Here is a 22,763-nt window from a genome sequence, read left to right as displayed (position 1 = left end):
CACCGCCACCCGGTGCCCGCTTTCGCTCATCAACGGATGTGCCCTGCCCTCTCCTCTGGCCTCATGTCGTGGAAATGATTACCATTTCTGTCATGGCATGGCAATCCCGACATGCGGCCGGCGGAGCTAGTGCTTCCCGCCGACGCGCAGCGCCTCCTTCAGAAACACGCGGTACACGCTCGGCGTGCCCTCGGTGGTGATGACCTCCACGACGGAGCGGAGGTTGCGTCCCTCGACGGCCTCCCGGATGAGCGCGTCCGCCAGGTCGCGCCGGGAGGTGAACCGGCCCACCATCTGTGGCGCGCCGACGGTGTAGCCGGTGACCCGGTCGCCGTCGAACAACCCCGAGGGGCGGATGACGGTCCAGTCCAGGCCGCTGCCGGCCACGATCTCCTCCATGCGGCCGGCGTCCTCGTACAGCGGGCGTCCCATCTTGAGCAGCATCGGCACGACCACCGTGCGGTAGAGCAGGGTCTCCCCGGGCGGAGGCTTCATCGGCACGCCGGTCGAGGTCACGCACACCAGGCGCCGGATGCCGTGCGCGGTCATGGCCGCGACGATGTGCCTGGCGGACTCGGAGAACGTGGTGGGCGCCTCGGAGCCGTAGGGCACGCCGAGTGTCGAGATCACGGCGTCATGCCCGGCCACCACCCGGTCCACCGCCTCGGGGTCGAGCGCGTCCGCCCGGGCCACCCGCAGCGCCGCGCCACTCAGGGGGAAGGACTCGGGGTGCCGGGTGACCGCGGTGACGGTGTGGCCCTCGGCGAGCGCCTGCTCGGTGGTGAGCCGTCCGGTCGGGCCATTGGCCCCGAAGATCACGAGTTTCATGTGCCTGCCTCTCTGTTTTACGCGCTTTATATCCAATATAAGCAGTGTAAAGCACCAAGGTCGCTAAGGTGCAAGGCATGGGAGCAGAGGTGGAACGGCGTCCGTACGACTCGATACGCAGGACGGCACAAGCACTGCAGACGCGCGCCGAGATCGCCGACGCCGCGCGCCGGCTCTTCGTCAGCCGCGGCTGGGCCGCCACCACCGTGCGCGACGTGGCGCGGGAGGCCGGGGTCTCCGCGCCGACGGTCTATGCCGTGTACGGCAACAAGAACGGTCTCACCCAGGCGCTCGCCGACGCCGCCGACCTGTCCGGCGACCCGGCCTGGCAACTCGCCGAACTGGAGGCCGCGGCCGGCGACCCCCGACGACAGCTGGCAGCGATGGCCGGTTTCGACCGGCGCCTGTACGAACGCGCCGGCGACGTCATCATGCTGCTGCGCGAGGCCGGACGCGCCGAGCCGGAACTGGCCGCGGTCTACCGCGACGGCCGCCGCAAGGCCGACCAGACCCGCTTGGCGGTGTTCTCCGCGTGGCCGGCCGGCGTGTTGCACGAGAGCCTGGACGTGGCGACGGCGGTGGACATCTACGCCGGCCTGTGCAACGTGGACGTCTACCGCACGCTCACCGACGAACGCGGCTGGTCACCCGATCGCGTCGAGCGCTGGTGGGCCGAGGCGCTGGCCCGGGAGCTGCTGCACCGCGGCTCCGATCGCTTCGCTGCCCACTGAGGCGACGGTTCGCAGGTGAGCCGCCGGCGACCCGCCTTCCCGGCCGGCGCGGCCGAGGGCGTGCTCAGCCCAGGCTCGGCCGCAGGGCCACCACGGCGGGCACCGGGCTGTAACGGGCCACCAGTCGGGCCAAGGGCTCATCGATGCAGCCGAGCATCATGATGATCGCCTCATGGTCGGCCTCCAGATGGCGATGGTGGATGGGGGCATGATGAGCGATCTTGTTGCGCAGCACCCGCAGAAAGTCCAGCCGCCGATGGAGCGCGTGCCGCCCTCCGCGATAGCCGGGGAACGCCCGGTACAGGGAGGCCCGCCACAGCCGCTGGTCGTAGTTGTTGCCGCGCCCGACCAGACTCACCCAGAACCCGAACGGTAATTCGGCGACCACTTCCGGCGGCGTGGACCGCAGCCCCTGCCGGCCCAGCTGGTGGACGGCCTCCCTGATCTTCGCCTGGGCGCCGTAGTGCAGGTCCGCCCGCGGGTGATCCCACCAGTCCTCACGCTCGAACAGGTGGGACATGCGCTGGTCGAGCACGCTGCGCAAGGCGAGTTCGAGGTGCTGCAGGGGGCCGTAGAAGGCCGCCGCGACCTCGGTGTTCCAGCAGAACAGCCGCAGCGCGGCCACGGTGTCACCCCCGCAGAACGCCTCGTACTCGGGCAGCCTGGCCTGGGTCAGCACCCCGTACAGATGCCGAGCCTCCTGCTGATCCACAGACCTTGCCTCCCTCGGCCGGACACCGCGTGCTACCGTGGACGACATAAGCCCCGGGATTGCCTCTGCTCGCAAGCAGCCCGGGGCACAGCCGTCTCTACGGGCTCCAGCCCGGCGACTCGGCGAGAGTAACACGCTGTCACGGAGGAGACCCCGGCTTGGGTCAGACGTTGACGGTTATCGTCTGGGAGAGTTCGGGACCGTACGAGCGGTGCGCGCCGTCAGTGAACTGCAGGGTCAGGGTGTGCATGCCCGGGTTGAGGCGAATGTCACCCTCAGACTGTCCCTTGGTGAAGTGAATCGAGCGTTCGCTGACGGGAACGACGTTTCCTCTGGGAATGGGACGGCCGTCGATGATCAGACAGAAATGGCCGGTATTGGGCGTGTTGTCGCCGGCTGGCCGGACTTCAAGGTCACCATCGACGGCGAACTTGAGGTGGATCGGGTTCTGCAGCCCGGCTCCGTCGGCCGGCTCGAGGAAGTAGACATTGCCGCTCATGAACGCTCCCGTCTATGGGGGCCGGCGCGGTTCACCGGCCTCGACAGCCGAATTCTCGCAAAGTCGGTGCGGGTTGCAGGCTAACGAAACACCAGGTTCAGTGCCATTTCGAAGTCCGGCTCTTGTTCGTGTCGCACCCGGTGCGCATGATTTCTACATTTCTGGGAAAATGGCCCCATCTCCCCGATGAAACGGCGATAACTCGTGGGATTGCTGAATCACAACATCCATATGAGGCAAACTATTAAGAGTGATGTCATGACAGTCATGCGAGGTTAACGGGCGCCGCCAACACGGACCAGTGGGCCAGCACGGTCCTGCACAACGGGCAGAGCCCCATCGAGCGCTGACATGGTGACTATGGTGGTGAATGCAGCGGAACGCATGATGTCTACTGTGTGATCGGTTCGTGTGGAGGACACCCTCCCGCACGATAAGTAGCAATATGATCATAGTGAGTTGGGATGAAGGTGCGGACCGACACGGGACCTTTGGCCCTGGCCGCCCTATAGGAGGTCGGTCCACCCTGTTGAGGTCGGCCGTTCCGCGCCTTTACGATGTAGATCACTGTGTGTTCTGAACCGGCCGGAGGCGTTGATGGCGGCGGCCAGGGTCGCGGCGGCGATGGGCACGGTCAGCGCGGCGCGATACCCGCGAGCATGCCGTCCCCCGTGGTGACGCCCGCCGTGGTCGCCACCCCCTGCTGAACTCTCTCCCCCACGCCATCGGTCGCGACGATGGTCAGCGGCTCGTACGCGAGGGAGAACGCCACCCCGAGGATGATCATGGTGGGGAACATGGCGAGATAGACGGTGTAGGACGTAGGACAGCGCGGCCAGCAGCAGCCCCGCCACGATGACCTTCGCGTTGGGTGAGGCTCGTCTGCAGCGAGCTCCAGCCCCGCAGCTCCTGCTGGTAGAGGACCGCGATGAACTGGAAGCCGAAGAAGGCGCCGGCGAACAGCAGGCCAGCCAGGTTCGCCCGTACCAGCGCCCGGAGCGCAGGATGCCCAGCCGCAGGAGCGGCGCGGCGGATCTGCGCTTGATCACGACGAACAGGCGACGAGGGCGAGTCCCGCGGCGATCGTGGCGGCGGTCCAGTCGGCGTCCGCGTGGGCGGCCCGCTCGACGCCGAGCACCAGCAGCATGATGGCGGCGGTCACGGTGAGCGCGCCGAGCACGTCCACGCGCCGGTCGCGGGGCCGTTCCTCCGGGGTGGCGGGGATCAGCGGCACGGCCGGCAGGCCCCCGAGCACCAGCCCGAGCGAGAAGCCGCCCGCTCCGCCTACGATCGGCAGGCCGCGGAGGAGGAGCGCTGGTTCCAGACCGCGACCGGGTGACAAACTTGTCGATTTCCGGCCAAAAATGCCGCCGCATGCTCCATGATCAGCAATTGACTCGTCCGACTTGCGCGTACGGGTCAGTCCCTGTCAACAGAGGATCGGAGCGTTTTGCGGAAGAGAACGACCCTGCTCGCCACCGCCGTCCTGGCGTTAACCGCCTTCCTCCCCGCCCCGCCGGCCGCCGCCGCCGCGGCGGCCACCGGGCAGGGCGGCATCGCCTGGGCGCCCTGTGAGGAGGAGCCCAGCGCCGAGTGCGGCAAGCTGACCGTGCCGATCGACTGGTCGAAGCCCGACGGCCCGACCATCGACCTGGCCCTGGCCCGCCGCAAGGCCACCGACCCCGCCGCCCGGATCGGGTCGCTGGTCATCAACCCGGGCGGCCCCGGCGGTTCCGGTGTGGAAGCCGTGTACGGCGCCCCCGACTCCTACACCCAGGAGCTGCAGAAGCGGTTCGACATCGTCGGGTTCGACCCGCGCGGCGTCGGCCGCAGCCACCCGGTGATCTGCTCGGCCTCGGTGTACAACCAGATGCCGCACACGGTGATGTCCAGCCAGGCCGACTTCGACGCCTGGAACGCCTTCACCAAGAAGCTGCACGCCGACTGCCGCGCGCGTACCGGCCCGCTCTACGACCACGTCGACTCGCGCAACGTGGCCAGGGACATGGACGCCCTCCGCGCCGCGCTCGGCGAGGAGAAGCTGAGCTACTACGGCATCTCGTACGGGACGCTCATCGGACAGATGTACGCCGAGCTGTTCCCGAACCGGGTCCGCGCCCTGGCGCTGGACAGCAACATGGACCACAGCCTCGGCGTCGCGGGCTTCCTCGCCACCGAGGCGCTGGCCGTCGAGGACGCCTTCGACCAGTTCGTCGGCTGGTGCGAGGCCGACGAGAGCTGTGTCCTGCACGGGCGTGACGTACGCAAGCTGTGGAAGGACCTGCTGGCCAAGGCGCGGCGCGGCGAGCTCGTCTACCCGAGCACCGGCACGAAGATGACGGAGCTGCAGGTCATCTACAACGCCGCGCTCGGCACCGAGGGCCCCGACTGGCGTACGCTCAGCGAGGTCATCGACTGGCTGAGCGGCGGCGCGGAGCCGTCGTGGGTGCCGCCGCTGCCCGGCCGGGGGCCGGTGGAGGGGGACGTGGCCGAGCTGCCGACGCGCATCCTGTGCCAGGACTACAACCTCAAGGTGCGCAACTACAGCGAGTACGCCGCCCTCATGCGCGCGTCCAACGTGCTGGCGCCGGACACGCGGTACCACCCGTACCCGATCGACGACCTGCCGATCTGTCTCAACTCGACGCCGACCAACCCGCCGCACCAGCTGCGGTACACCGGCGAGGCGCCGATCCTGCTCGGCAACTCGCTGCACGACCCTGCCACCCCGTACATCTGGTCCGCGAACGCGGCCCGGCAGCTCGGGCCGAAGGCGGTGCTGCTCACGTACGAGGGCTGGGGGCACCGCATCTACGGCAAGGACAAGTGCCAGGACGACATCATCGACCAGTACCTGATCGCGCTGACCGTGCCGCCGCGCGGCACCCGGTGCGCGGTGGGCACGCCCGAGGAGAGCCTGCTCAAGAAGCAGACGCAACGGACGTGGCCGACTGACCAGGCCCACTGGGCGTCCTGATCCGGGAGCTCGCCCCGCCGGTCGGATGACCGGCGGGGCTACTCGCTGATCCACTTGGTGAAGGTCCGGCCCGTGCGAGCCTCGAAGGCCGCGTCGACTTCTGCGGGACTTCTCTGGTGTGCCTCGCGCAGGACCGCGACGGCGTTGTCGAGAATCTCTCGTGCGAACTCCGGTAGCTCCTGGCCGACGGCCAACGCCTCGGCGAGGGGCGTGACAGCGTCGCCGTGCTGTTGCGCCTCGCTCAGCGTCCATCCGCGGACGACAAGACTCTGTACGTAGTCAGGCAGGTAGGCGTCGCGGTTGAGTTCGACCAGCTGGCGGCGCAGGGTGACGGCCTGCTGGGAGATCTCGACGGCCTCAGCCACCCGCCCCACCTCCGCCAGCAGGGCGGCGTGATTGTTCAGCGACATCGCCAGGTCGGGCAGATAGGCGTCCCAGTTGAGCCCGGCCAGCTGGCGGCGCAGGGCGACAGCCTCCTCGGACATCTCGACGGCCTCGGCCCCCCGCCCCACCTCCATCAGCAGGGCGGCGTGATTGTTCAGCGACATCGCCAGGTCGGGCAGGTAGGCGTCCCAGTTGAGCGCCGCCAGCTGGCGGCGCAGGGCGACAGCCTCCTCGGACATCTCGACGGCCTCGGCCCCCCGCCCCACCTCCGCCAGCCGGAGGGCGTGATTGTTCAGCGACGTAGCCAGCTCAGGCAGGTAAGCGTCCCAGTTGAACCCGGCCAACTCCCTATAAAAGGTCGCGGCCTGCTCGGAGACCTCGGCTGCCTCGGCCCGCCGACCCACCTCCGCCAGCCGGTTGGCGTGATTGCTCAGCGAGCCGGCCAGGTCGGGCAGGTAAGCGTCGCGGTTGAGCCCGGCCAACTCCCAGCGCAGGGCGACGGCCTGCTCGGAGACCTCGACGGCCCCGGTTCGCCGCCCCACCTCCGCCAGCCGGTTGGCGTGATTGTTCAACGACGTAGCCAGGGCAGGCAGATAGGCGTCGCGGTTGAGCCCGGCCAACTCCCCGTACAGGGCGACGGCCTGCTCGGACACCTCGACGGCCCCGGTTCGCCGCCCCACCTCCGCCAGCCGGTTGGCGTGATTGTTCAACGACGTAGCCAGGGCAGGCAGGTAAGCGTCGCGGTTGAGCCCGGCCAACTCCCTATAAAAGGTCGCGGCCTGCTCGGACACCTCGAGGGCTTCGGCTCGCCGGCCCACCTCCGCCAGCCGGAGGGCGTGATTGTTCAACGAGCCGGCCAGGGCAGGCAGGTAAGCGTCACGGTTGAGCCCGGTCAGCTCCCAGCGCAGGGCGACGGCCTGCTCGGAGACCTCGACGGCTTCGGCCCGCCGCCCCACCTCCGCCAGCCGGTTGGCGTGATTGTTCAACGAGCCGGCCAGGTCGGGCAGGTAGGCGTCGCGGTTGAGCCCGGTCAGCTCCCCGTACAGAGCGACGGCCTGCTCGGACACCTCGACGGCTTCGCCCCGCCGGCCCACCTCCGCCAGCAGGAGGGCGTGATTGGTCAGCGACACCGCCAGGTCGGGCAGGTGAGCGTCGCGGTTGAGCCCGGCCAGTTTCCGGCGCAGGGCGACGGCCTGCTCGGACACCTCGAGGGCTTCGGCCCGCCGGCCCACCTCCGCCAGCCGGAGGGCGTGATTGTTCAGCGACATCGCCCGGTCGGGCAGGTAGGTGTCCTGGCTGAGCTCGGCCAGTTCCCCATGCAGGGCGACGGCCTGCTCGGACATCTCGGCGGCTTCGGCCCGCCGCCCCACCTCCGCCAGCCGGATCGCGTGGTTGTTCAGTGAGATGGTCAGATTGGGCAGGTGAGCGTCACGGTTGAGCCCGGACAACTCCCCGTACAGGGCGACGGCCTGCTCAGACACCTCGAGGGCTTCGGCCCGCCGCCCCACCTCCGCCAGCCGGAGGGCGTGATCGTTCAGCGACATCGCCAGGTTGGGCAGGTGAGCGTCACGGTTGAGCCCGGCCAATTCCCCATACAGGGTGACGGCCTGTTGGCTGGCCTCCAAGGCGGCTCGATGTTGACCGGCGTTGGTCAGGCGCAGGGCATGGCCGGCGTGGAGTTGGGCGTGCTCGGCTGGGTCGGTGGTGGTGGCCAGGCGGTGCGCGGTCAGCCGGGTGGACAGCGCGGCCATGCCGATGTCCAAATCGATGTGCCGGCCGACCGGCAGGTGAGCTTCGATGTGCTGCAACAGGGCGGGGTCGATGCCGGGCAGGCCGGCCAGACGGGCCAGGGCCGCGCCGCCGGCGTACAGCATCAACTCGGGCCGGGCGGCGAGCAGCGGGTACAGCTGCGTGGCGGCGACGTGTGGCCATCGGCGAGCGGTCTCGATCAGCATGGTCAGGGCCGGACGGATCCACGGCGGCACCTGCCTCTGGTCGGCTTGCCCGGCCGGGGCGGCGAGCAAGCCGGACAGGGCGTGGCCGGCCCAGTCGTCAGCAGCGGGCCCGGCCACGGCGGGGTCGGGGATCGCCAGGGCGGCGAAGTCTTCGGCGAGCCGGTCCGGGTACAGCGGCTCCAGCACCGTGCCCGCCTGGGCGGGCGGATAGCAGTAGGCGTGGTCGTCGAGCAGGGTGTTCGCGCGCTCGACGGTCTCGGCCAGATCGGTGTGCCGTAGCGCCTGGCGGGCGTCGGGGCGGGCCAGCGGCCGGGTGAACGTCGCGGCGAAGACCGCCCTGCCCATGGTGACCGGGTCGCTGACCAGGGGCTCAGGCAGGCGGCGGTGCAGCTCGGCCCAGTGCTCGCGTTCGCGGCGCAGCAGATAGGCCGAGGCACGGGCCGGGTCGCCGGGTTCCTCCTCACCGTGGCGGTGGGCGTCGACCGCGGCCAGCGCCGCGATGTGCACGGTCAGCACCTGGGCGTACTCGGCGTCGTCGGTCAGACCGGCGGGCGGCGCGATCGTCGCCGCCTGCTCGGCGGGAAGGGCGAGCTGGGCGGCGAAGTGGTCGCGCGCTTCGGCGAACAGCCGGTGCCGCATCGCGGGCTCGGCGACCAGCGGCGGCAACGCCTGGGCGTCGGCTTCGACGTCCAGCACCCGTTCGGCCCAGGCGGCGATGCTGTCCCACCACACCCCGGCCGGGCGGGCCAGCAGCAGCACCCGTACCCGGCCCGCGCGCAGGACCGGTTCTTGCAGCAGCTCGTACAGGGCCGGCACCGGCCAGCGCTCGGCATAGTCCACCACGAGCAGCAGCCCCGGCCCGTGCTCCCCCACCTCGGCGATGGCACCGGTCCGTCCTGCGCCCGGCGGGTTGGTGCTCGCCTGCCACACCCGCCATCCGGCCTGGCGCGACAGCTCGGCGAACCGGGCGGCCAGCCGGGTCTTGCCCTGGCCGCCCGGCCCGTGCAACAGCCGCACCCCCAATCCGGGCGCGTCCTCGTCATCACGCCAGCCGGCCAGCTTGCGCAGATCCTCCCGCCGGCCGGTGAAGGGCACCACCCGCGATCCGGCCCGCAACAGCAGGGACGGCTGCGCCCGCACCCGGGCCGGACGCACCGGCCGGGGTTCCGCGGGGAAGTCCTCGATGCGGTAGGCGGGTTTCCACTGGTAGACGTTCAGCACCCCGTCCTGGACCGCGTTGACGACCCCGCCCGCAGCCGGCGCATTCACCTGCACCTTGGGGACACCGCTCGCCGAGGACGGCGGCTCGGTCACGGCGACGGCTCCTGCCCACCACCGGCAGGGGCGGCGGGATTGTGGATGTTCAGGGTGCCGCCCTGGACCGCGTTCACGGTCCCGCCCGTGGCCGGCATGTTCAGCTGCGTCTGCGTGCCCGCTGCCGGGGGAAGCTGCACCGGCGGCTCGGCGGTGGCCTGCCCGCGATCAGTTCGCAGCTGCAGCCGCAGCGCTGCGGCCGCGATCACCAGCCCGGCTGCCCCGATGAACATGCTCACCACGCTGGCCCGCTGATCGAGGACCCCCAAGACCTCCGGCGGCAGCTGCAGCGGGTCGGCGAAGAAGCCCACCAGCCCGACCACCAGCAACGCGGCCATCACCACCAGGGCCGCGATGCCCACCCCGCGCCGCACCCGCGAAATCGACCCGCGTCCGGAACTCTCGCCTGTCTTGGACATGCCTCTAGAGTGCGCCCGGACCAACGCAAGCAGGGCCGAAAGCGACGAAGACGTTATTTACCATCCAAGGCCCGGATGACAGACGCACCGCGCAGCCACCACGCCCGGAGCGGTCACCTGGGCATCTTGATCAGTTACGCCACGCAGGGCCGGTCCTGCTCCCCGAGACGCGGGCGCGCCCGGGGAGCGGCGACGAGCACATCGCGGCGGACCCTCGGTTTCACGGCCTCATATGCCGCCGGCCACCGGTTCAGGCGGCGCACTCCAGGCAGATCTGCTGACCGCTCAGCTCCGAGACGCGCTGGCTGCGGTGCCGTACGAGGAAGCAGTGCGAGCAGGTGAACTCGTCGGGCTGGGGCGGGATCACCCGCACCGCCAGCTCCTCGCCCGACAGGTCGGCGCCGGGCAGCTCGAGCGACTCGGCCAGCTCGGTCTCGTCGACGTCGATGGCGGCGGACGCGAGGTCGGGGCGGCGGGTCAGAGTGTCCGCGTAGCCCTCCTGCCCGGCGTCGTCGATCTTGCGCGGGCTGTCGTAGTCGGTCACCATGGCGTTCATCCGTCTCCTCATCTCGTGCCTGCTGGCCGGTGGCCGCCGGTCTTGTGCCCAAATACGGGGAAATAGTCCTCTTCGGGCGGGAGAAAAATCAGATCCTTCGCGGGACCGCCGAGGAAGTATGATCCGGGTATGAGCGAGGTCAAGAAGCGGATCACCATCACCGTGGACCCCCACCTGGCCGGGTACGCCGAGCAGCTCGTCCAGGCGGGCAAGGCGGAGTCGGTGTCGGCGGCCTTCAACGAGGCCATGGCGATCAAGCGGCAGCGTGACCAGCACGCGCTGGCCAAGCTCCGCGAGCGCGCGACGCACGCCGACCCGGCACGGGTGGAGCGCATGAGGCGGCACATCGAGGCTCAGAGCCGGGCGGCGGGCTTCGAGGTGGCCGCGGGTGAGTGACCACGTGCCGGCGCCGTACATCCTCGACGCCGGCGTCCTGGCGGAGATCGCGCGGGGCGACGCCGACCTCATCGGGCTCGTCCTGGACTACGACCGGATCGGCCAGCCCCTGGTCATCTCGGCGCTGACGGCCGCCGGGGCGCTGCTGGACGCCCCCGGGGAGGAGGCGAGCGCGCTGTTGTCCGGTCTGACCGCGTTCGAGCACGTCCAGGTGGCGGCGCTCGACGGCGTCGAACAGGCGGCCCTGCTCGCCCAGATGATCCAGCGGACGGGCGTGGACCCGTGGGACGCGCACGTCGCGGCGCTGGCCCTCATGGCGACCTGCCCGATCCTCACGCTCGATCGCTCCCGATGGGAGCGGACCGCCGCCGGCCTGGACGATCCGCTCTACTTCATCGAGATCGCCGACCCCGGCGAGTGAGGCCGGAAGGCGTGTCCTCCGACGACGCCGGCGCGTTCCTGAAGGCCGGGCATCCCACGACCGTGTGGAACCGTACGAGTTCCAGGCCACGGCGGGGAGCAGTACCCGGGGCTGATCGAGGAGTTCAGCAGAGCGGGCGGCGGCTGACCGACGGGGCGGAGAGGAGGAAGCCGCGGCCGGCACGTCCTCGTCTTCATCACGTGGCCGGGGGCCGCAGGCCGAGCCACTGCTCGGCGCCCCAGGCATGGAACCGCTCGACCTCGGTGAACCCCAGCTTCGCCGCGAGGCGCATCGAGCCGACGTTGGCGCTCTGGGTGGTGAGCACCACCGGCTCGCCGGGAAGGACGCCGTCGAACCAGCCGAGTGCCGCCGCGCACGCCTCGGCGGCGTATCCTCGCCCCCACACCTCGGGCAGGAACAGGTAACCGAGGTCGGCCTTCCCCACGGCGGCCGGGCGACGGTGCCCGGTCGCTCTCCTCAGCAGGACCTGGCCGATCATCGCCCCGTCGAGCTCGACGACGAAACTCCCGGGCCGTCGCTCGGGCACCTCGGGCATCTCCCGCTCAAGCTCGTCACGCGGACGGGGACCGCCGAGGTAGGCGTGCACCTCCGGCGAGGCGAGCAGTTCGATGAACGTCGTACGGTCCCGCGCCTCGGGCTCACGGAGCAGGAGCCGCTCGGTCCGGATCAGCCCAGGCGGCCAAGGCACCTGCCCTGAATCTGACATGCGCGCAGCCTAACAATCCCGTACGTGAAAATCAGCCTCGCACAGCCACCAAAAAAGTGATATCACTTAGATAGCAGAGTGAAATCGCCGAGAAGGGACGGACGATGGCGAACACATCGGGCGGGGCCACACTGGAGGCCGCTGTCGTGGACATGCCGGCACCGCGCACGAGCGAGCGCCCGGTGCGGGCGGCCAACGGGTTCGTGATGCTGGGAGTGGCGACGGCGCTGACCCTGGGCGGGATCGCGCTGTTCGTCGTGGGGATCGTCATGCTCGCCTCGGGGGCCGGGCAGGGCGGCGTCTGGGTGACCGTCGTGAGCGTCCTGGTGTTCCTGCTCGGGTTCCTCATGTACTTCGGCCTCACCGCGGTCGCGCCGGGCGAGGCCAGGGTGGTGCAGCTGCTCGGCCGGTACGTCGGCACCCTGCGCACCCCCGGCTTCCAGTGGGTCAACCCGATCACGGTGCGCCGGCGGGTGTCCACGAGGATCCGCAACCACGAGACGGACGTGACCAAGGTCAACGACGCGGACGGCAACCCGATCCAGATCGCGACCGTGGTGGTCTGGCAGGTGCAGGACACCGCACAGGCGGTCTTCGAGGTGGACGACTTCGTGGAGTTCGTGGCCATCCAGGCGGAGACGGCCGTGCGGCACATCGCGGGCACCTACCCGTACGACGCGCACGGCGAGCCCCGGCTGTCCCTGCGGGACAACGCCGACGAGATCAACGAGCGGCTGTCCACGGAGATCGCGGCCAGGGTGGCGTCCGCCGGGGTCAAGGTCATCGAGTCCCGCATCATCCACCTGGCGTACGCGCCCGAGATCGCCCACGCCATGCTGCGCCGCCAGCAGGCGGGCGCGGTGGTGGCGGCCCGGCAGCGGATCGTCGACGGCGCGGTCGGCATGGTGGAGATGGCGCTGGCCAAGCTCGCCGAGCACAACGTGGTCGAGCTGGACGAGGAGCGCAAGGCGGCCATGGTCAGCAACCTGCTCGTGGTGCTGGTCGGTGACCGCGACACCCAGCCCGTGGTCAACACGGGCACGCTCTACCAGTAATCACCGTGGAGCGGAAGAAGATCCTGCTGCGGCTTGACCCGGTGGTTCACGACGCGCTGGCCAGGTGGGCGTCCGACGAGCTGCGCAGCACGAACTCCCAGATCGAGTTCCTGCTGCGCAGGGCCCTCTCCGAGGCCGGGCGCCTGCCCGACGGGGTGGAGCGGATGCGCCCGCGCGGGCGGCCCAGGAAGGTGCCGGAGGACGACGCGGATCACGCGGATCAGGGAGAGGAACGGGAGCGGGCGGATGGAGACGCGAGTGAAGCAGAGTGAGTCACTGACCCGATCAGCCTTCCTGCTGGCCTTCGACCTGCGGAAGGACCGGTTGACCGAGCGGGGAGCGCTGGGCTACCTGCTGCGCGCGGCCGCCCTCGCCGAGCTGCTGCTGGCGGGCAACCTCGCGGACGAGTCGGGCAAGGCGCGGGCCCTCACCGCCCCGGCCGTCGAGCCGGGCTCCTTGCCGGCCGTGGTCTGGGAGCAGATCGCGAACTCACCGCCGCGCTCGTGGCGGCGGTGGGTGCAGAAGGACCACGGCAAGGCGGTCGGCGTCGTCCGCGACGAGCTGGCGGCCGCCCGGCTGATCAGCGTGGAGCGGCGCCGGGTCCTGCTGTTCAGGGTCGAGCGGATCACGCCGCGCAAGGCGTACGTGTCGCGCAGGCTCATCGAGCGCGTCGGCGGGGCCATCCGCGGCGGCCGGCCCGTCGGCCGCCTGGACGACGACGTCCGCGTCCTGGCGGCGCTGGCCACGGCGGCCCGGCTCAGCACGGTGGTCGCGTCCAGGCGGGAGACGCGCTCGGACCGGATCCAGCAGCTGTCCGCCCCCGTCGAGCCGATCGCGACCGCGTTGCGCAAGAGCGTCGAGGCGGCCAGGGCGGCGCACTCGGCCGGCTGATGGGAGGCGAGGTCCTGTCCGGCCCCGGCTCACGCGCTTACCATGACGTCGGGGCCGAGCACAGGGGGCGTCCATGGCGAGCGACCCGTACGCGCACGTGCAGGAGCTGTGGCAGCGCTACCTCGGCACCGACGACCGCGCGGACCTCGACGAGGCGATAACCGCGGCCGAGCAGGTGGCGGCCGAGGAGGGCGACGCGGCGCGACGGTGCGAGCTGCAGGCCACCCTCACCTCGATGCTCATGAACCGCTGGCACCTCGACGGCCGGGACGCCGACCTCGACAGGGCGGCGGTGACGGCCGAGGCGGCGGCGGACCTCGCGGAGCGCGCCGGGCTGGACGCGGGCCGGGACTGGTACCGCGCCGGGCTCGTCCACCTGGAACGCCACCACCGCGACCACCTGACCGACGACGCCCGCCTGGCCGTGGCGGCCTTCGACCGGGCGCTCCGGTGGGACCCGGCGGAGGAAGACCACCTCGCCTCCCAGGCCGAGGCGCTGCGCCGGCTCTACGAGGCCGAGCGCGACCTGGCCCTGGTCGACCGGGCCGTGGAGCTGCTGCGCGGCGGACAGGACGTCGCCCCCGTGCGGTTGAGCACCCTGCTGGGCACGGCGTTGCAGGACCGCTGGTCGCTGTCGCGCGAGCCACGCGATCTGGACGAGGCGATCGACGCCCACGAGGCCGCTCTGACCGCAGCCGGTGGCGAGCGGCCGGCCTGGATCGTCGCCAATCTCGCCAACGCCTTACGCCAGCGGCACACCGTGAGCCGGCGGCGCGCCGACCTCTACCGGGCGCTGGACCTGTACGAGGAGGTGGTCGACCGCACCCCGGGCGGGCTCGACGGCTTGAACGCGCGCGTGCTCAACCACTACGGGCTCGCCTGGCGGCAGCGCTTCCTCCACGAGGACGAACGCGGCCACCTGGACCGCGCCATCGACCTGCACCGCAGAGCCCTGGCCAAGGCCGAGCCCCCGGACCTGGTGATGTGCCTGAGCAACCTGGCCGACGATCTGTCGCGACGCCTGTGGGGCGACGAGTTGGGTCAGCTCGCCGAGGCCGTCGAGCTGCTGCGCACGGCCAGGACCCTGGCCCCCGGCGACCTCCACGTGGCCATGGACCTGACCGCTCTCCTGCGTCACCGCTACCTGATCACCGGCGCGGAGGCGGACAAGGCCGAGCTGCTGGCCCTGGTGGACGAGGTCGTGGCCGGGCTGGGCGAGCGGCATCCGGCGGCGGAGGCTTTCCTGAGCGTACGCGCCCAGCTGTCCGGCCCGCGGGTGTCGGTGGAGCGGCTCGCCGACGGCGCGGTCTGGGCCCTGCGCGGCGAGCACGGCGGCCGGGACCGCACGCTCGTGCTGGTGGCGTCGGAGGGGTTCGCCCTCGCGGCGGCGAACGAGGACCCGTACGCGAGGTTCTTCGCCGACGTCATGGCGGCGGCCGGCGAGCTTGCGGACCCGCTGCTGGTGCTCGGCGGGCGGGAGACGACCGTTCATGAATTCCCCGAGGGCGAAGGGCTGGAGGGCGAGGAGCTCGCCGCCGCCGCCCTGGCCGCGGCCGAGACGGCCGCCCCGCCTGCCCGCATCGGAGGGGTGTGGATCGAGGGGCCGTTCAGGCGGCGCGGGAGCCCGCTCGCCTACGTCGTACGCGCCCTCATCGACGGCACGATGTGGACGTTCGTCCAGGTCACCGACGAGGAGATGAGCGAGTCCCTGCGGGAACGGATCGGCCCCTACCTGCTGGAGCTGACCGAGCTGGCCAGGCGGTCCTACGAGACGACGGCGCTGATCAGCACCTGGATCGCCGCCGAGGGGATGCCCCTGCTGCCCTACCACCAGCAGCCGGGCTGGACGGCCAAGCGGCTGGCCACGGACGCGCTGACGGCGCTGACCGCGCCGCTCCGGATCAGCGGGCCGTACCGGTTGCGCGGGCTCGGCTACCGGGCCCACATGCTGACCGGCCACTTCTCAGGCGGCAGGCGGCGCATGTGCTACGTCGAGCCCGACCCGGGAGCCGCCGACTTCGCCGAGCACGCCCGCAGGCTCTTCCTCGGAGTGCTCGGCGAGGTGCCGGTCACCCAGCCGGACTGGCCGGCCGACCTGATCTGGTCGGAGCTCCCCCAGGGCGACGGTGTGTGGCTGACCGTCCCGATCTCGCCGATCTCCCGCGATCCCCGCAGGAACGCCGAGGCCGTGCTGTACGCGTTCGGCTCGGAGTCGCTGAAGGTCGCCTCGATCGAGGTGCCCTCGTGGGCCACGCGCGGCGGGAACCTGGGCAAGCTGATCAAGAAGTACGGCCTGCGCATGCACGCGGTACGGCCCGCGCCCGGACTGCCGCCCTCGTTGCTGATGACCGAACTGGAGGACGTCTCCGAGAGCCCCGCCTCCGAGATCGAGTCCGGCCTCTACCTGCGCGAAGCCGTCACCGCGATCGAGCAGGGCCGCCTGCTCGCGGCCTTCCGTTCCTTCGCCTACCACCGCTACCTGGGCGACCTCGCCGACCCGGAAACGGTCAGCGGCGGGATCGCCGTCGGCATGCATCTGGCCGGCCTGCTGCTGGACGAGGGCCGGCTCGACTTCGCCGAATGGGTGGCCGCCTGGACCGCCGTCCAGGCGGAGCGGACCGGCGCGCACGACCAGGCCCGCACGGCGCGCAGGCTGGCGGCGGTGGCCTGCGAGTACATGGGCTGGCTCGACGAGGCGGTCACGCACTTCACGGCCGCGGTCGCCAATCCGGCTCCGTTCGCCGACCGCTGGCTTGAGGGACAGCTCAACATGAGCGTCGGCATCACCATCGCGACGACCTTCTCCCACCACGAGCCGGAGCGCCGCTACCTGGAGCCGATGCCGGAGAAGTCACGAACCCTCCTCATGCGCGCCGCCGCCCATCTGGAGCGGGCCGCCGAGATCTACGACGGCATCGAAGGCGAAGAGGCGCTGCGGTCCCGGCGCACCATCGAGCTCTACCGGTGGCGGGTGGCCGACCTGCTCGGCGACGGCGCCGCGATGGAGCGCCTGGCCGAGCTCAGGGTCACGCCGGGCATCGCCGAGGACGAGGCGCTGCGGCAGACCGGCGACTGGTTCACGATCGCCGCGCTGCGCAGGCAGGCGTACGCCGAGCCGAGCCTGCTCGACCAGTTCGACAGGTCCGCCGCCGCCCACCTGCGCAGGGTGCAGGGGTTCCAGCAGGTCAACGCGGCCAAGCTGGTCCCGATCCTGGCCATGGTCGGCGACGACCGTCAGGCCCGGGGCGACTACGAGGCGGCGATGGAGCTGTTCAGGACGGCGCGGGCGGCGCAGCACGCGGGCTACGCCGCCCTGGTGCGGCCGCCGCGTCCCGAGGAGACGCACGGCGGCTGGATGGCGATCGAGATGATCGGCCGGCTGGCCAGATGCGCCGCGGCGCGCCCCCTGCTGCTGGCCGAGCACCCGCTGGAGATCGTGCTGGAGGCGGAGAACGCCAAGAGCCGCTGGTTCCTGCGCGACCTGACGATGGGCCTGCCGCATCGCCCGCCGGTGGAGCGGGCCGCGGACGAGGCGCCGGGGCTGCCGGTCGAGGCGCTGGCCGACCCGCGCGTCGATCTCGCCGAACGCGAATGGCGCGGGGAGCGGGGCGGCGCCGTCTCCGCGACGCTCGACGAACGGGCGGCCCACGAGCTGTGGGAACGCCTGCCCGGCGGGACCGCCGTGCTGTCGTTCTACGCCACCAGGAGCGAGACGTTCGTCAACATCGTCCGCGACCCCGCCCGGCCGCCGGTCACGCTGCGCCTGCCCGTCAGCGCGGCGGAGCTGGAGCGGGTCGCCACCCGCATGCAGGCCTACTTCTCGGCGGCCGGGCTGTTCGGCGCCATCGACCCCCAGGATCCCGGCCGGCACCACCGGCGCTTTCTCCGGCCGCTCGACGAGCTGGGCGAGCTGCTCGCGCCGGCCGTGCCGTACCTGGAGGACAGCGAGCTGGTGGTGGCCGTCCCGCACCGGCAGTGGCACAACCTGCCCGTGCACGCGCTGCTGCTGCCGCGGCTCTGGCGGCGCGGCGCCACGCCGGGCTGGACCTACGCCCCCAGCCTCGGCATGCTCGACTTCCTCATGACGCGGGCGCGGGACCGGCAGCTGGCGCGGTTCGTGCGCGCGGGCGTGACGACGGCGCCGATGCCCGGTGACGACGTCGCGGCCATGGCGGCGGCGCACGAGCAGCTGTGCGGGACCCTGGGGGCCGCGTTCCCCGCGGTGCGGGCGTCGTTCGGCGAGCAGGCGACGGTGGCGGCCTTCCAGGAGACGAGCCGGTCCGTGGTGCTGCACCATCTGCTCGCGCACGGCGCCTACCGCGACAAGGCGGACATCATGCGGTCCGGGTTCGCGCTCGCCTCCGGTCTGCTGACGGGCCGGGACCTGATCGGGGTGGGCACCCGCGCCGGCCACGTCACCGTCCAGGCCTGCTCGCTCGGCCGCAACGTCACCGGCGGCAGCGACGAGATGTGGGGTCCGACCAGGGCGTTCCTGGCGGCGGGCGCGGACTCGGTGCTGGCTCCGCTGTGGGACGTCGACCTCACCTCCTCCACCGAGCTGCTCGCGGACTTCTACCGCCGCTGGCTGTGGGACGGCGTGCCCAAGTGGCAGGCGATCACCCAGGCCCAGCACGCGATGTGGCGCGACGACGATCAGCCCTCGTGGCAGCATGTCTACCACTGGTCCGCGTTCAAACTCATCGGAAGCTGAGGTCCGGATGTCCGGGATCGAAAGCCTGCGCGAGGAAGAGGCCGTCCGGGTGTTACAGCACCTGCTGACCGCTTTCGACGAGGAGGAGGAGCCGGCCACCACGCCGCAGGAGGTGCGCGACCGGCTGGAGCGCGACCGCGCCTACGTACGCGACCTCGCCGCTGCCCTGGAGGTGCAGCCGGGCGCGCAACCGCCCTCGGCCCGCGAGCTGCTGGCCGAGCTCGCCGAGCTGCCCGACGTCGCGCAGGAGGTCGAGCGCGCGATCGAGCAGGTACGCCGGCGCTCGACCCTGCCCGTCGACGCCGAGACGCTGGCCGCCGTCGTCGGCGTGGCGGCGGCCGTGGCGATCATCAGGCCGCGGGTGGAGTTCAGGAAGCAGGAGAAGAAGGACGAGAAGGACCTAAAGGTCGTCGTTGACGTCAGGGGGATGGCCAACCTCGGCAGGGTCCTGCAGATGCTCCTCGACCTGCTGGGCAAGTGAGGCCCGTTCCAAGTCGCGCAGCATGCCGGCGAGCAGGTCGCCGTGCCGATCGGGGTCCTCGGCCGCGAGGTCGCGCTGCACGGCGATGCCCGCCTCCATCACGGCCAGGCCGTCCTCCGGCAGCACCGTCCCGGCGTTGAACAGGGCGCCGGCGATGAGCGGCCGGTTGATCCTGGCCACGTGGGGCGGCAGCCCGTCGACGACCGGCGGGATCTCCCGCGCGACCTCGGCGGCCTGCCGTACCCGCCCGGCTTTTCTGAGCGTGCCGGTCAGGTTGCTCAGCACCAGCAGCAGCTTGACCGGATCGCCGGACCTGCGGCGGATCTCCAGCGCCTGGAACAGACCGGCGAGGGCTTCCTCGTCGCGGCCGAGCCTGCTCAGCGCATGCGCCTCGTTGGCCAGCGCGCCGGCGAGGTCGGGGCCGTGTTCCAACGAGCCCCTGAAGAACGTCAGGGCCTCCCGTACGAGCTCCAGAGCCTCCTCGGCGCGGCCCCTCTGGGTCAGCGAGACGCTGAGGTTGCTCAGCGAGGCGGCGAGCGCGGCGTCGTGGCGGCCCGGGTCGTTCCTGGCCAGGACCCGGTTGAGCTCGACCTCCTCGGTGATCACCGCGTGCGCCTCGTCGAGGCGGCCCAGCCCCGACAGGCAGATGTAGAGGTTGTTGAGCGCCCCCGCCAGCCCCGCCCGCGCGCCCGGCGTGACGCGGAACAGGGCGACGGCCTCCCGCAGCACGGTGGCGGCCTCCTCCAGCTGCCCGAGCTCCAGCAGCCGGTAGGCCCGTGACCTGCGCGCCTCCGCCGCGTCGGCGGGCGGCCCGTCCTGCTCGGCGAGCGCCGCCATGGTCAGCGGCAGCACCAGAGCCTTGTCGTCGTCGTCGAGCCCCTCGATCGGGGGCAGCAGGTCCGACGGCGCCGCGCCCTGGCGGATGCGTTCGCCCACCAGCTCGGCCAGCGCCTCGTCCACCACCCTGGCGGCGCCGGTCAGCGCGGCGTTGAGCAGCACGGGCTGCAAGGCCGCCACCTCGGCCCCGATCAGCGCGCCGAGCCGTACGCCGGGGACCCGCGCCAGGGCGATGAGCGCGCGCAGCGCACGCCGTGCCGACAGCTCACGCAGCAGGCGTACGGCCAGCTCGGGGCGCTGCTCCAGCCGGCGGGCCGCCATCCGCCACATGAACGACTCGGGCCGGCCCTCCGGGTAGGCGTCGGCCACCCAGCGCGCCAGGGCGACGCGGACCTCGACGTCGGCGTCCACCAGGCCGGGAACGCGCAGCAACAGCTCGGCCCGCTCCAGCTCCCCGTCCCCGTAGATCGAGCCGTCCAGCACCACGGCCACCGCGAGGGCATCCAGCATGACCTCGGGCGGCGCCGGCACTTCGGGCTCGGGCCAGAGCTCCTGCTCGCGCTGCCACAGCTCCCCGCCGACCACCTCCGCCAGCGCCGACTCCAGGGCCTGCAGGGGAGTCTCCGGTCGCGAGGCGGCGGCCTCCGGCACGGGGACCCCGAGCCGCTCGGCGAGCGCCGCCCGTACGGACTGCTGATCGAGCACGGCGGGCACGAGCGTGACGTGCTCGGCGCTCTCCAGCAGGCCCGACTCGTCACTGCTGACGGCGGAGCTCCACCACAGCCCGAAGGAGCGCGCCAGCACCAGCAGCCGCGTCGTCGCGGCCCTCGCCAGGATGTCGGCCAGCCCCACCGCGTCGTGCGCGTCGGCGTCGTCCACGACGATCACCCCGCCGTCCACGTGCTCGGGGGGCTCTTCGCCCGGTCGCGCCCAGACGCAGCGCACCCCCTGCGCCTGCAGCTCGACCGCCAGCCGCGTCTTGCCCGCCCCCGGCGCGCCGGACACCAGGCGCACCGCTGGGGCTTCGTCGGCGGTGGCCCAGGCGGCCGTGCTCGCCAGCAGGCCGTGGTCGTCGGCGTACGGCACGGCGCGCTTCTCGGGGATCAGCAGGGTGAGCGGGGTGACACGCATACGGACCTCCCGCTGGATTGTTTCACCGGCGGGGGATTTCCGGGGGGCTGGACGATATATGGAAGTACGTACTATTCTTCTGCTTCATAATGAAGGACGTAAACATCTATGAGAGCGACTCTGACGGCCTCCTCTACGACCCTCGGGTCAGGGCCGCGATGACCCGGTTCGCCGACGGCGACGAGACCCTGCTCGCCTTCGAGGCGGGCGCCGCCGTCCGCACCGCGAACCAGGCCGTCGAGCGCATGCGCGCCCACGGCGCTGAGGGGCGAGGGGTCAGCGCGGGCGCGCTCGACCTGCTGATCCGCCTCGACGGCAGCGAGCACGGCATCAGCATCGGCGAGCTGGCCCGCGCCGCCGGGGTGAGCTCCCGCAACGCCACCGGCCTGGTCGACACGCTGGAGGGCCACGGGCTGGTCCGCCGGGTCCCCGATCCGAAGGATCGGCGTTCGGTCCTGGCCGAGATCACCCCTGACGGGCGAGCATGGATGGAGGCGTTCCGCAAGCCGTCGCAGCTTGCCATGCGGGCGATGTTCCAGGGGTTCGCCCCTGAGGAACTGGTCGTGCTGCGCGACCTGTGCCTGCGGCTGGCCGCCAACCAGCATCGCCTCGCCGAGCACCTGCGCCGGACCGGGCAACAGCCCTGACCGATGTCGTCCCAACCGGAAGGGAGTTCCGGCGTCTTGGCCTCCATTCGCCACGAGATCGTCATCGACGCGTCCCCTGAGCACATCTGGGATGTGCTGCGCGACGTCGGAGCCGTGCACGAGCGCCTGCTGCCGGGCCGTGTCGTCGACACCCGGCTGGAGGGCGACCAGCGGTTCCTGACCTTTCCCGACGGGCACGTGATCCGCGAGCTGCTCGTCGCGATCGACGACGAGTCCCGCAGCTTGGCCTATTCCGTCGTCGAAGGCGCGAGACCCGCGCTCGATCACCACCACGCCTCGTTCGAGGTTCGGCCGGAGGGCGACGGAGCGGGCCGGCTGATCTGGATCACCAACGTGCTCCCGCACGCGCGAGCGGCCGAGATCCGCGTGCGCGTCGAACACGGCGCCCGGGAGATGAAGCAGGCGATCGAGGCCGCAGCATCTGGCTAGCCCGGATTGTCGGCGAGCACGCAGGCGACGGGCGGGTCGAGCTCCAGGGTCTCGACCCGGAGGTTGGTGAACCCGGCCCGGGTGAGCAGGTCCTGGAGCTCCTGGGCGGCCCGGGCCGTGGTGTCCCGGGTGGCGCCGGGGCAGCGGGGCTGGCTGACCAGCGCGATGCGGCCCGAGGGGCGGAGCAGGCGGCGCAGCTCACCGAGCCGTTCCACCGGCTCGGGCCAGAATCCCACGGAGTTGACGGCGAGGATGGCGTCGAGCGGATCGCCGAAGCTCGGCAACCGCTCCACGGGGGCGCACGTGAGGTGGACGCGGCGGGCGCGTACGGCGGCGGCGTTGCGACGGGCGGCCCGCCGGACCATGGCCCGCGAGTGGTCGATGCCGAAGACCTGGCCCCGGGTGGCGCGGGCGGCGAACTCGGCGATGGCGACGCCGGGGCCGAAGCCGACCTCCAGCACCCGGTCGGTGGGCCGCACGTCCAGCAACGACACCGCCCAGATGTTGCGCTTGCGGTTGGAGGGGCGGTGGGCGAACATCCAGCCGTTCGCCCACCCGACGACGCCCCGGGGACGATGGGCCTGGCTCACCAGGTAGCGGATCGCGCGTTGCCTGAGAATCTGCATGATCGCCAGTCAACG

The 22,763-nt window shown here is 71.6% G+C and carries 22 protein-coding genes; 11 read left to right on the top strand and 11 right to left on the bottom strand.

All coding sequences use genetic code 11. From position 1 onward, the window contains the following. Positions 1 to 126 precede the first annotated feature (126 nt). Entirely contained in the window at positions 127 to 828 is a 702-nt protein-coding gene (locus AC27IY_RS36110) for an NAD(P)-dependent oxidoreductase (RefSeq protein ID WP_449957104.1), read from the bottom strand. A gap of 77 nt (positions 829 to 905) precedes the next feature. Between AC27IY_RS36110 and AC27IY_RS36105 the strand changes: the two genes are divergently transcribed. Beyond that, positions 906 to 1,559: a TetR/AcrR family transcriptional regulator gene (locus tag AC27IY_RS36105; RefSeq protein WP_487180758.1), complete on the top strand. Its 654-nt coding sequence runs from the start codon at positions 906 to 908 to the stop codon at positions 1,557 to 1,559. Between the two features lie 64 nt (positions 1,560 to 1,623). On the opposite strand, the gene AC27IY_RS36100 is transcribed toward AC27IY_RS36105, so the two are convergent. The 4 genes from AC27IY_RS36100 to AC27IY_RS36085 all read right to left on the bottom strand — a co-directional run bounded on the left by AC27IY_RS36100 (position 1,624) and on the right by AC27IY_RS36085 (position 4,112). Then, positions 1,624 to 2,271 carry a hypothetical protein gene (locus AC27IY_RS36100; RefSeq protein WP_423449901.1) on the bottom strand — a complete coding sequence of 216 codons (648 nt, stop codon included), beginning with the start codon at positions 2,269 to 2,271 and terminating at the stop codon, positions 1,624 to 1,626. Between the two features lie 163 nt (positions 2,272 to 2,434). Next, the gene (locus tag AC27IY_RS36095) at positions 2,435 to 2,770 is read right to left on the bottom strand and encodes a DUF4399 domain-containing protein (protein WP_423449899.1); all 336 of its coding nucleotides are present in this window, start codon (positions 2,768 to 2,770) and stop codon (positions 2,435 to 2,437) included. 634 nt (positions 2,771 to 3,404) lie between these two features. After that, complete coding sequence (locus AC27IY_RS36090; RefSeq protein ID WP_487180757.1) at positions 3,405 to 3,569, bottom strand: hypothetical protein; 165 nt, start codon at positions 3,567 to 3,569, stop codon at positions 3,405 to 3,407. A 246-nt stretch (positions 3,570 to 3,815) separates the two neighbouring features. Beyond that, the gene (locus AC27IY_RS36085) at positions 3,816 to 4,112 is read right to left on the bottom strand and encodes a hypothetical protein (protein WP_487180756.1); all 297 of its coding nucleotides are present in this window, start codon (positions 4,110 to 4,112) and stop codon (positions 3,816 to 3,818) included. Positions 4,113 to 4,220: 108 nt separating this feature from the next. Here AC27IY_RS36085 and AC27IY_RS36080 point away from each other — a divergent pair, with 108 nt between their 5' ends. Beyond that, the gene (locus tag AC27IY_RS36080) at positions 4,221 to 5,747 is read left to right on the top strand and encodes an alpha/beta hydrolase (RefSeq protein ID WP_423449892.1); all 1,527 of its coding nucleotides are present in this window, start codon (positions 4,221 to 4,223) and stop codon (positions 5,745 to 5,747) included. 38 nt (positions 5,748 to 5,785) lie between these two features. On the opposite strand, the gene AC27IY_RS36075 is transcribed toward AC27IY_RS36080, so the two are convergent. The 3 genes from AC27IY_RS36075 to AC27IY_RS36065 form a co-directional block, all read right to left on the bottom strand. Next, the gene (locus AC27IY_RS36075) at positions 5,786 to 9,400 is read right to left on the bottom strand and encodes a tetratricopeptide repeat protein (protein WP_487180755.1); all 3,615 of its coding nucleotides are present in this window, start codon (positions 9,398 to 9,400) and stop codon (positions 5,786 to 5,788) included. Continuing rightward, entirely contained in the window at positions 9,397 to 9,819 is a 423-nt protein-coding gene (locus AC27IY_RS36070) for a hypothetical protein (protein WP_423475949.1), read from the bottom strand. The genes AC27IY_RS36075 and AC27IY_RS36070 overlap by 4 nt, the downstream gene beginning before the upstream one ends. Before the next feature lie 250 nt (positions 9,820 to 10,069). Next, positions 10,070 to 10,366 (bottom strand): DUF4193 domain-containing protein, encoded by a 297-nt coding sequence (locus tag AC27IY_RS36065; protein ID WP_344207957.1) that lies wholly within the window; start codon positions 10,364 to 10,366, stop codon positions 10,070 to 10,072. 138 nt (positions 10,367 to 10,504) lie between these two features. Here AC27IY_RS36065 and AC27IY_RS36060 point away from each other — a divergent pair, with 138 nt between their 5' ends. Both AC27IY_RS36060 and AC27IY_RS36055 read left to right on the top strand, forming a co-directional pair. Then, entirely contained in the window at positions 10,505 to 10,771 is a 267-nt protein-coding gene (locus AC27IY_RS36060) for a hypothetical protein (RefSeq protein WP_487180754.1), read from the top strand. Continuing rightward, positions 10,764 to 11,192 carry a PIN domain-containing protein gene (locus AC27IY_RS36055; RefSeq protein WP_143082465.1) on the top strand — a complete coding sequence of 143 codons (429 nt, stop codon included), beginning with the start codon at positions 10,764 to 10,766 and terminating at the stop codon, positions 11,190 to 11,192. The genes AC27IY_RS36060 and AC27IY_RS36055 overlap by 8 nt, the downstream gene beginning before the upstream one ends. Positions 11,193 to 11,388: 196 nt before the next feature. Here the strand turns inward: AC27IY_RS36055 and AC27IY_RS36050 are convergent, their stop codons facing one another. Next, positions 11,389 to 11,919: a GNAT family N-acetyltransferase gene (locus AC27IY_RS36050; protein WP_487180753.1), complete on the bottom strand. Its 531-nt coding sequence runs from the start codon at positions 11,917 to 11,919 to the stop codon at positions 11,389 to 11,391. A gap of 104 nt (positions 11,920 to 12,023) precedes the next feature. Here AC27IY_RS36050 and AC27IY_RS36045 point away from each other — a divergent pair, with 104 nt between their 5' ends. The 5 genes from AC27IY_RS36045 (at position 12,024) to AC27IY_RS36025 (ending at position 19,057) form a co-directional block, all read left to right on the top strand. Next, on the top strand, positions 12,024 to 12,974 hold the full coding sequence (locus AC27IY_RS36045; protein WP_487180752.1) for an SPFH domain-containing protein: 951 nt from the start codon (positions 12,024 to 12,026) through the stop codon (positions 12,972 to 12,974). A gap of 5 nt (positions 12,975 to 12,979) precedes the next feature. After that, positions 12,980 to 13,246, top strand: coding sequence for a type II toxin-antitoxin system antitoxin (locus AC27IY_RS36040; RefSeq protein WP_371247863.1), 267 nt, complete (start codon positions 12,980 to 12,982; stop codon positions 13,244 to 13,246). Continuing rightward, positions 13,233 to 13,865, top strand: a complete 633-nt coding sequence (locus AC27IY_RS36035; RefSeq protein WP_487180751.1) for a GPP34 family phosphoprotein — start codon at positions 13,233 to 13,235, stop codon at positions 13,863 to 13,865. The genes AC27IY_RS36040 and AC27IY_RS36035 overlap by 14 nt, the downstream gene beginning before the upstream one ends. A 73-nt stretch (positions 13,866 to 13,938) precedes the next feature. Next, positions 13,939 to 18,576: a CHAT domain-containing protein gene (locus AC27IY_RS36030; protein WP_487180750.1), complete on the top strand. Its 4,638-nt coding sequence runs from the start codon at positions 13,939 to 13,941 to the stop codon at positions 18,574 to 18,576. A 7-nt stretch (positions 18,577 to 18,583) separates the two neighbouring features. After that, the gene (locus AC27IY_RS36025) at positions 18,584 to 19,057 is read left to right on the top strand and encodes a hypothetical protein (RefSeq protein ID WP_487180749.1); all 474 of its coding nucleotides are present in this window, start codon (positions 18,584 to 18,586) and stop codon (positions 19,055 to 19,057) included. On the opposite strand, the gene AC27IY_RS36020 is transcribed toward AC27IY_RS36025, so the two are convergent. Continuing rightward, a complete protein-coding gene (locus AC27IY_RS36020) occupies positions 18,977 to 21,025 on the bottom strand; it encodes a tetratricopeptide repeat protein (RefSeq protein WP_487180748.1) in 2,049 nt (682 codons plus the stop codon). The genes AC27IY_RS36025 and AC27IY_RS36020 overlap by 81 nt on opposite strands. Positions 21,026 to 21,114: 89 nt before the next feature. Between AC27IY_RS36020 and AC27IY_RS36015 the strand changes: the two genes are divergently transcribed. Both AC27IY_RS36015 and AC27IY_RS36010 read left to right on the top strand, forming a co-directional pair. Beyond that, positions 21,115 to 21,672 (top strand): MarR family winged helix-turn-helix transcriptional regulator, encoded by a 558-nt coding sequence (locus AC27IY_RS36015; RefSeq protein WP_487180747.1) that lies wholly within the window; start codon positions 21,115 to 21,117, stop codon positions 21,670 to 21,672. A 36-nt stretch (positions 21,673 to 21,708) separates the two neighbouring features. Next, on the top strand, positions 21,709 to 22,122 hold the full coding sequence (locus AC27IY_RS36010) for an SRPBCC family protein (RefSeq protein WP_487180746.1): 414 nt from the start codon (positions 21,709 to 21,711) through the stop codon (positions 22,120 to 22,122). Here the strand turns inward: AC27IY_RS36010 and AC27IY_RS36005 are convergent. Further along, the gene (locus AC27IY_RS36005; protein WP_423475957.1) at positions 22,119 to 22,748 is read right to left on the bottom strand and encodes a class I SAM-dependent methyltransferase; all 630 of its coding nucleotides are present in this window, start codon (positions 22,746 to 22,748) and stop codon (positions 22,119 to 22,121) included. The genes AC27IY_RS36010 and AC27IY_RS36005 overlap by 4 nt on opposite strands. Between the last annotated feature and the right edge of the window lie 15 nt (positions 22,749 to 22,763).

The sequence above is a fragment of the Nonomuraea sp. B208 genome (genome assembly GCF_057536035.1).
Note: the sequence above shows the minus strand (reverse complement) of the source record. Positions and strands in the feature narration are given on the sequence as shown.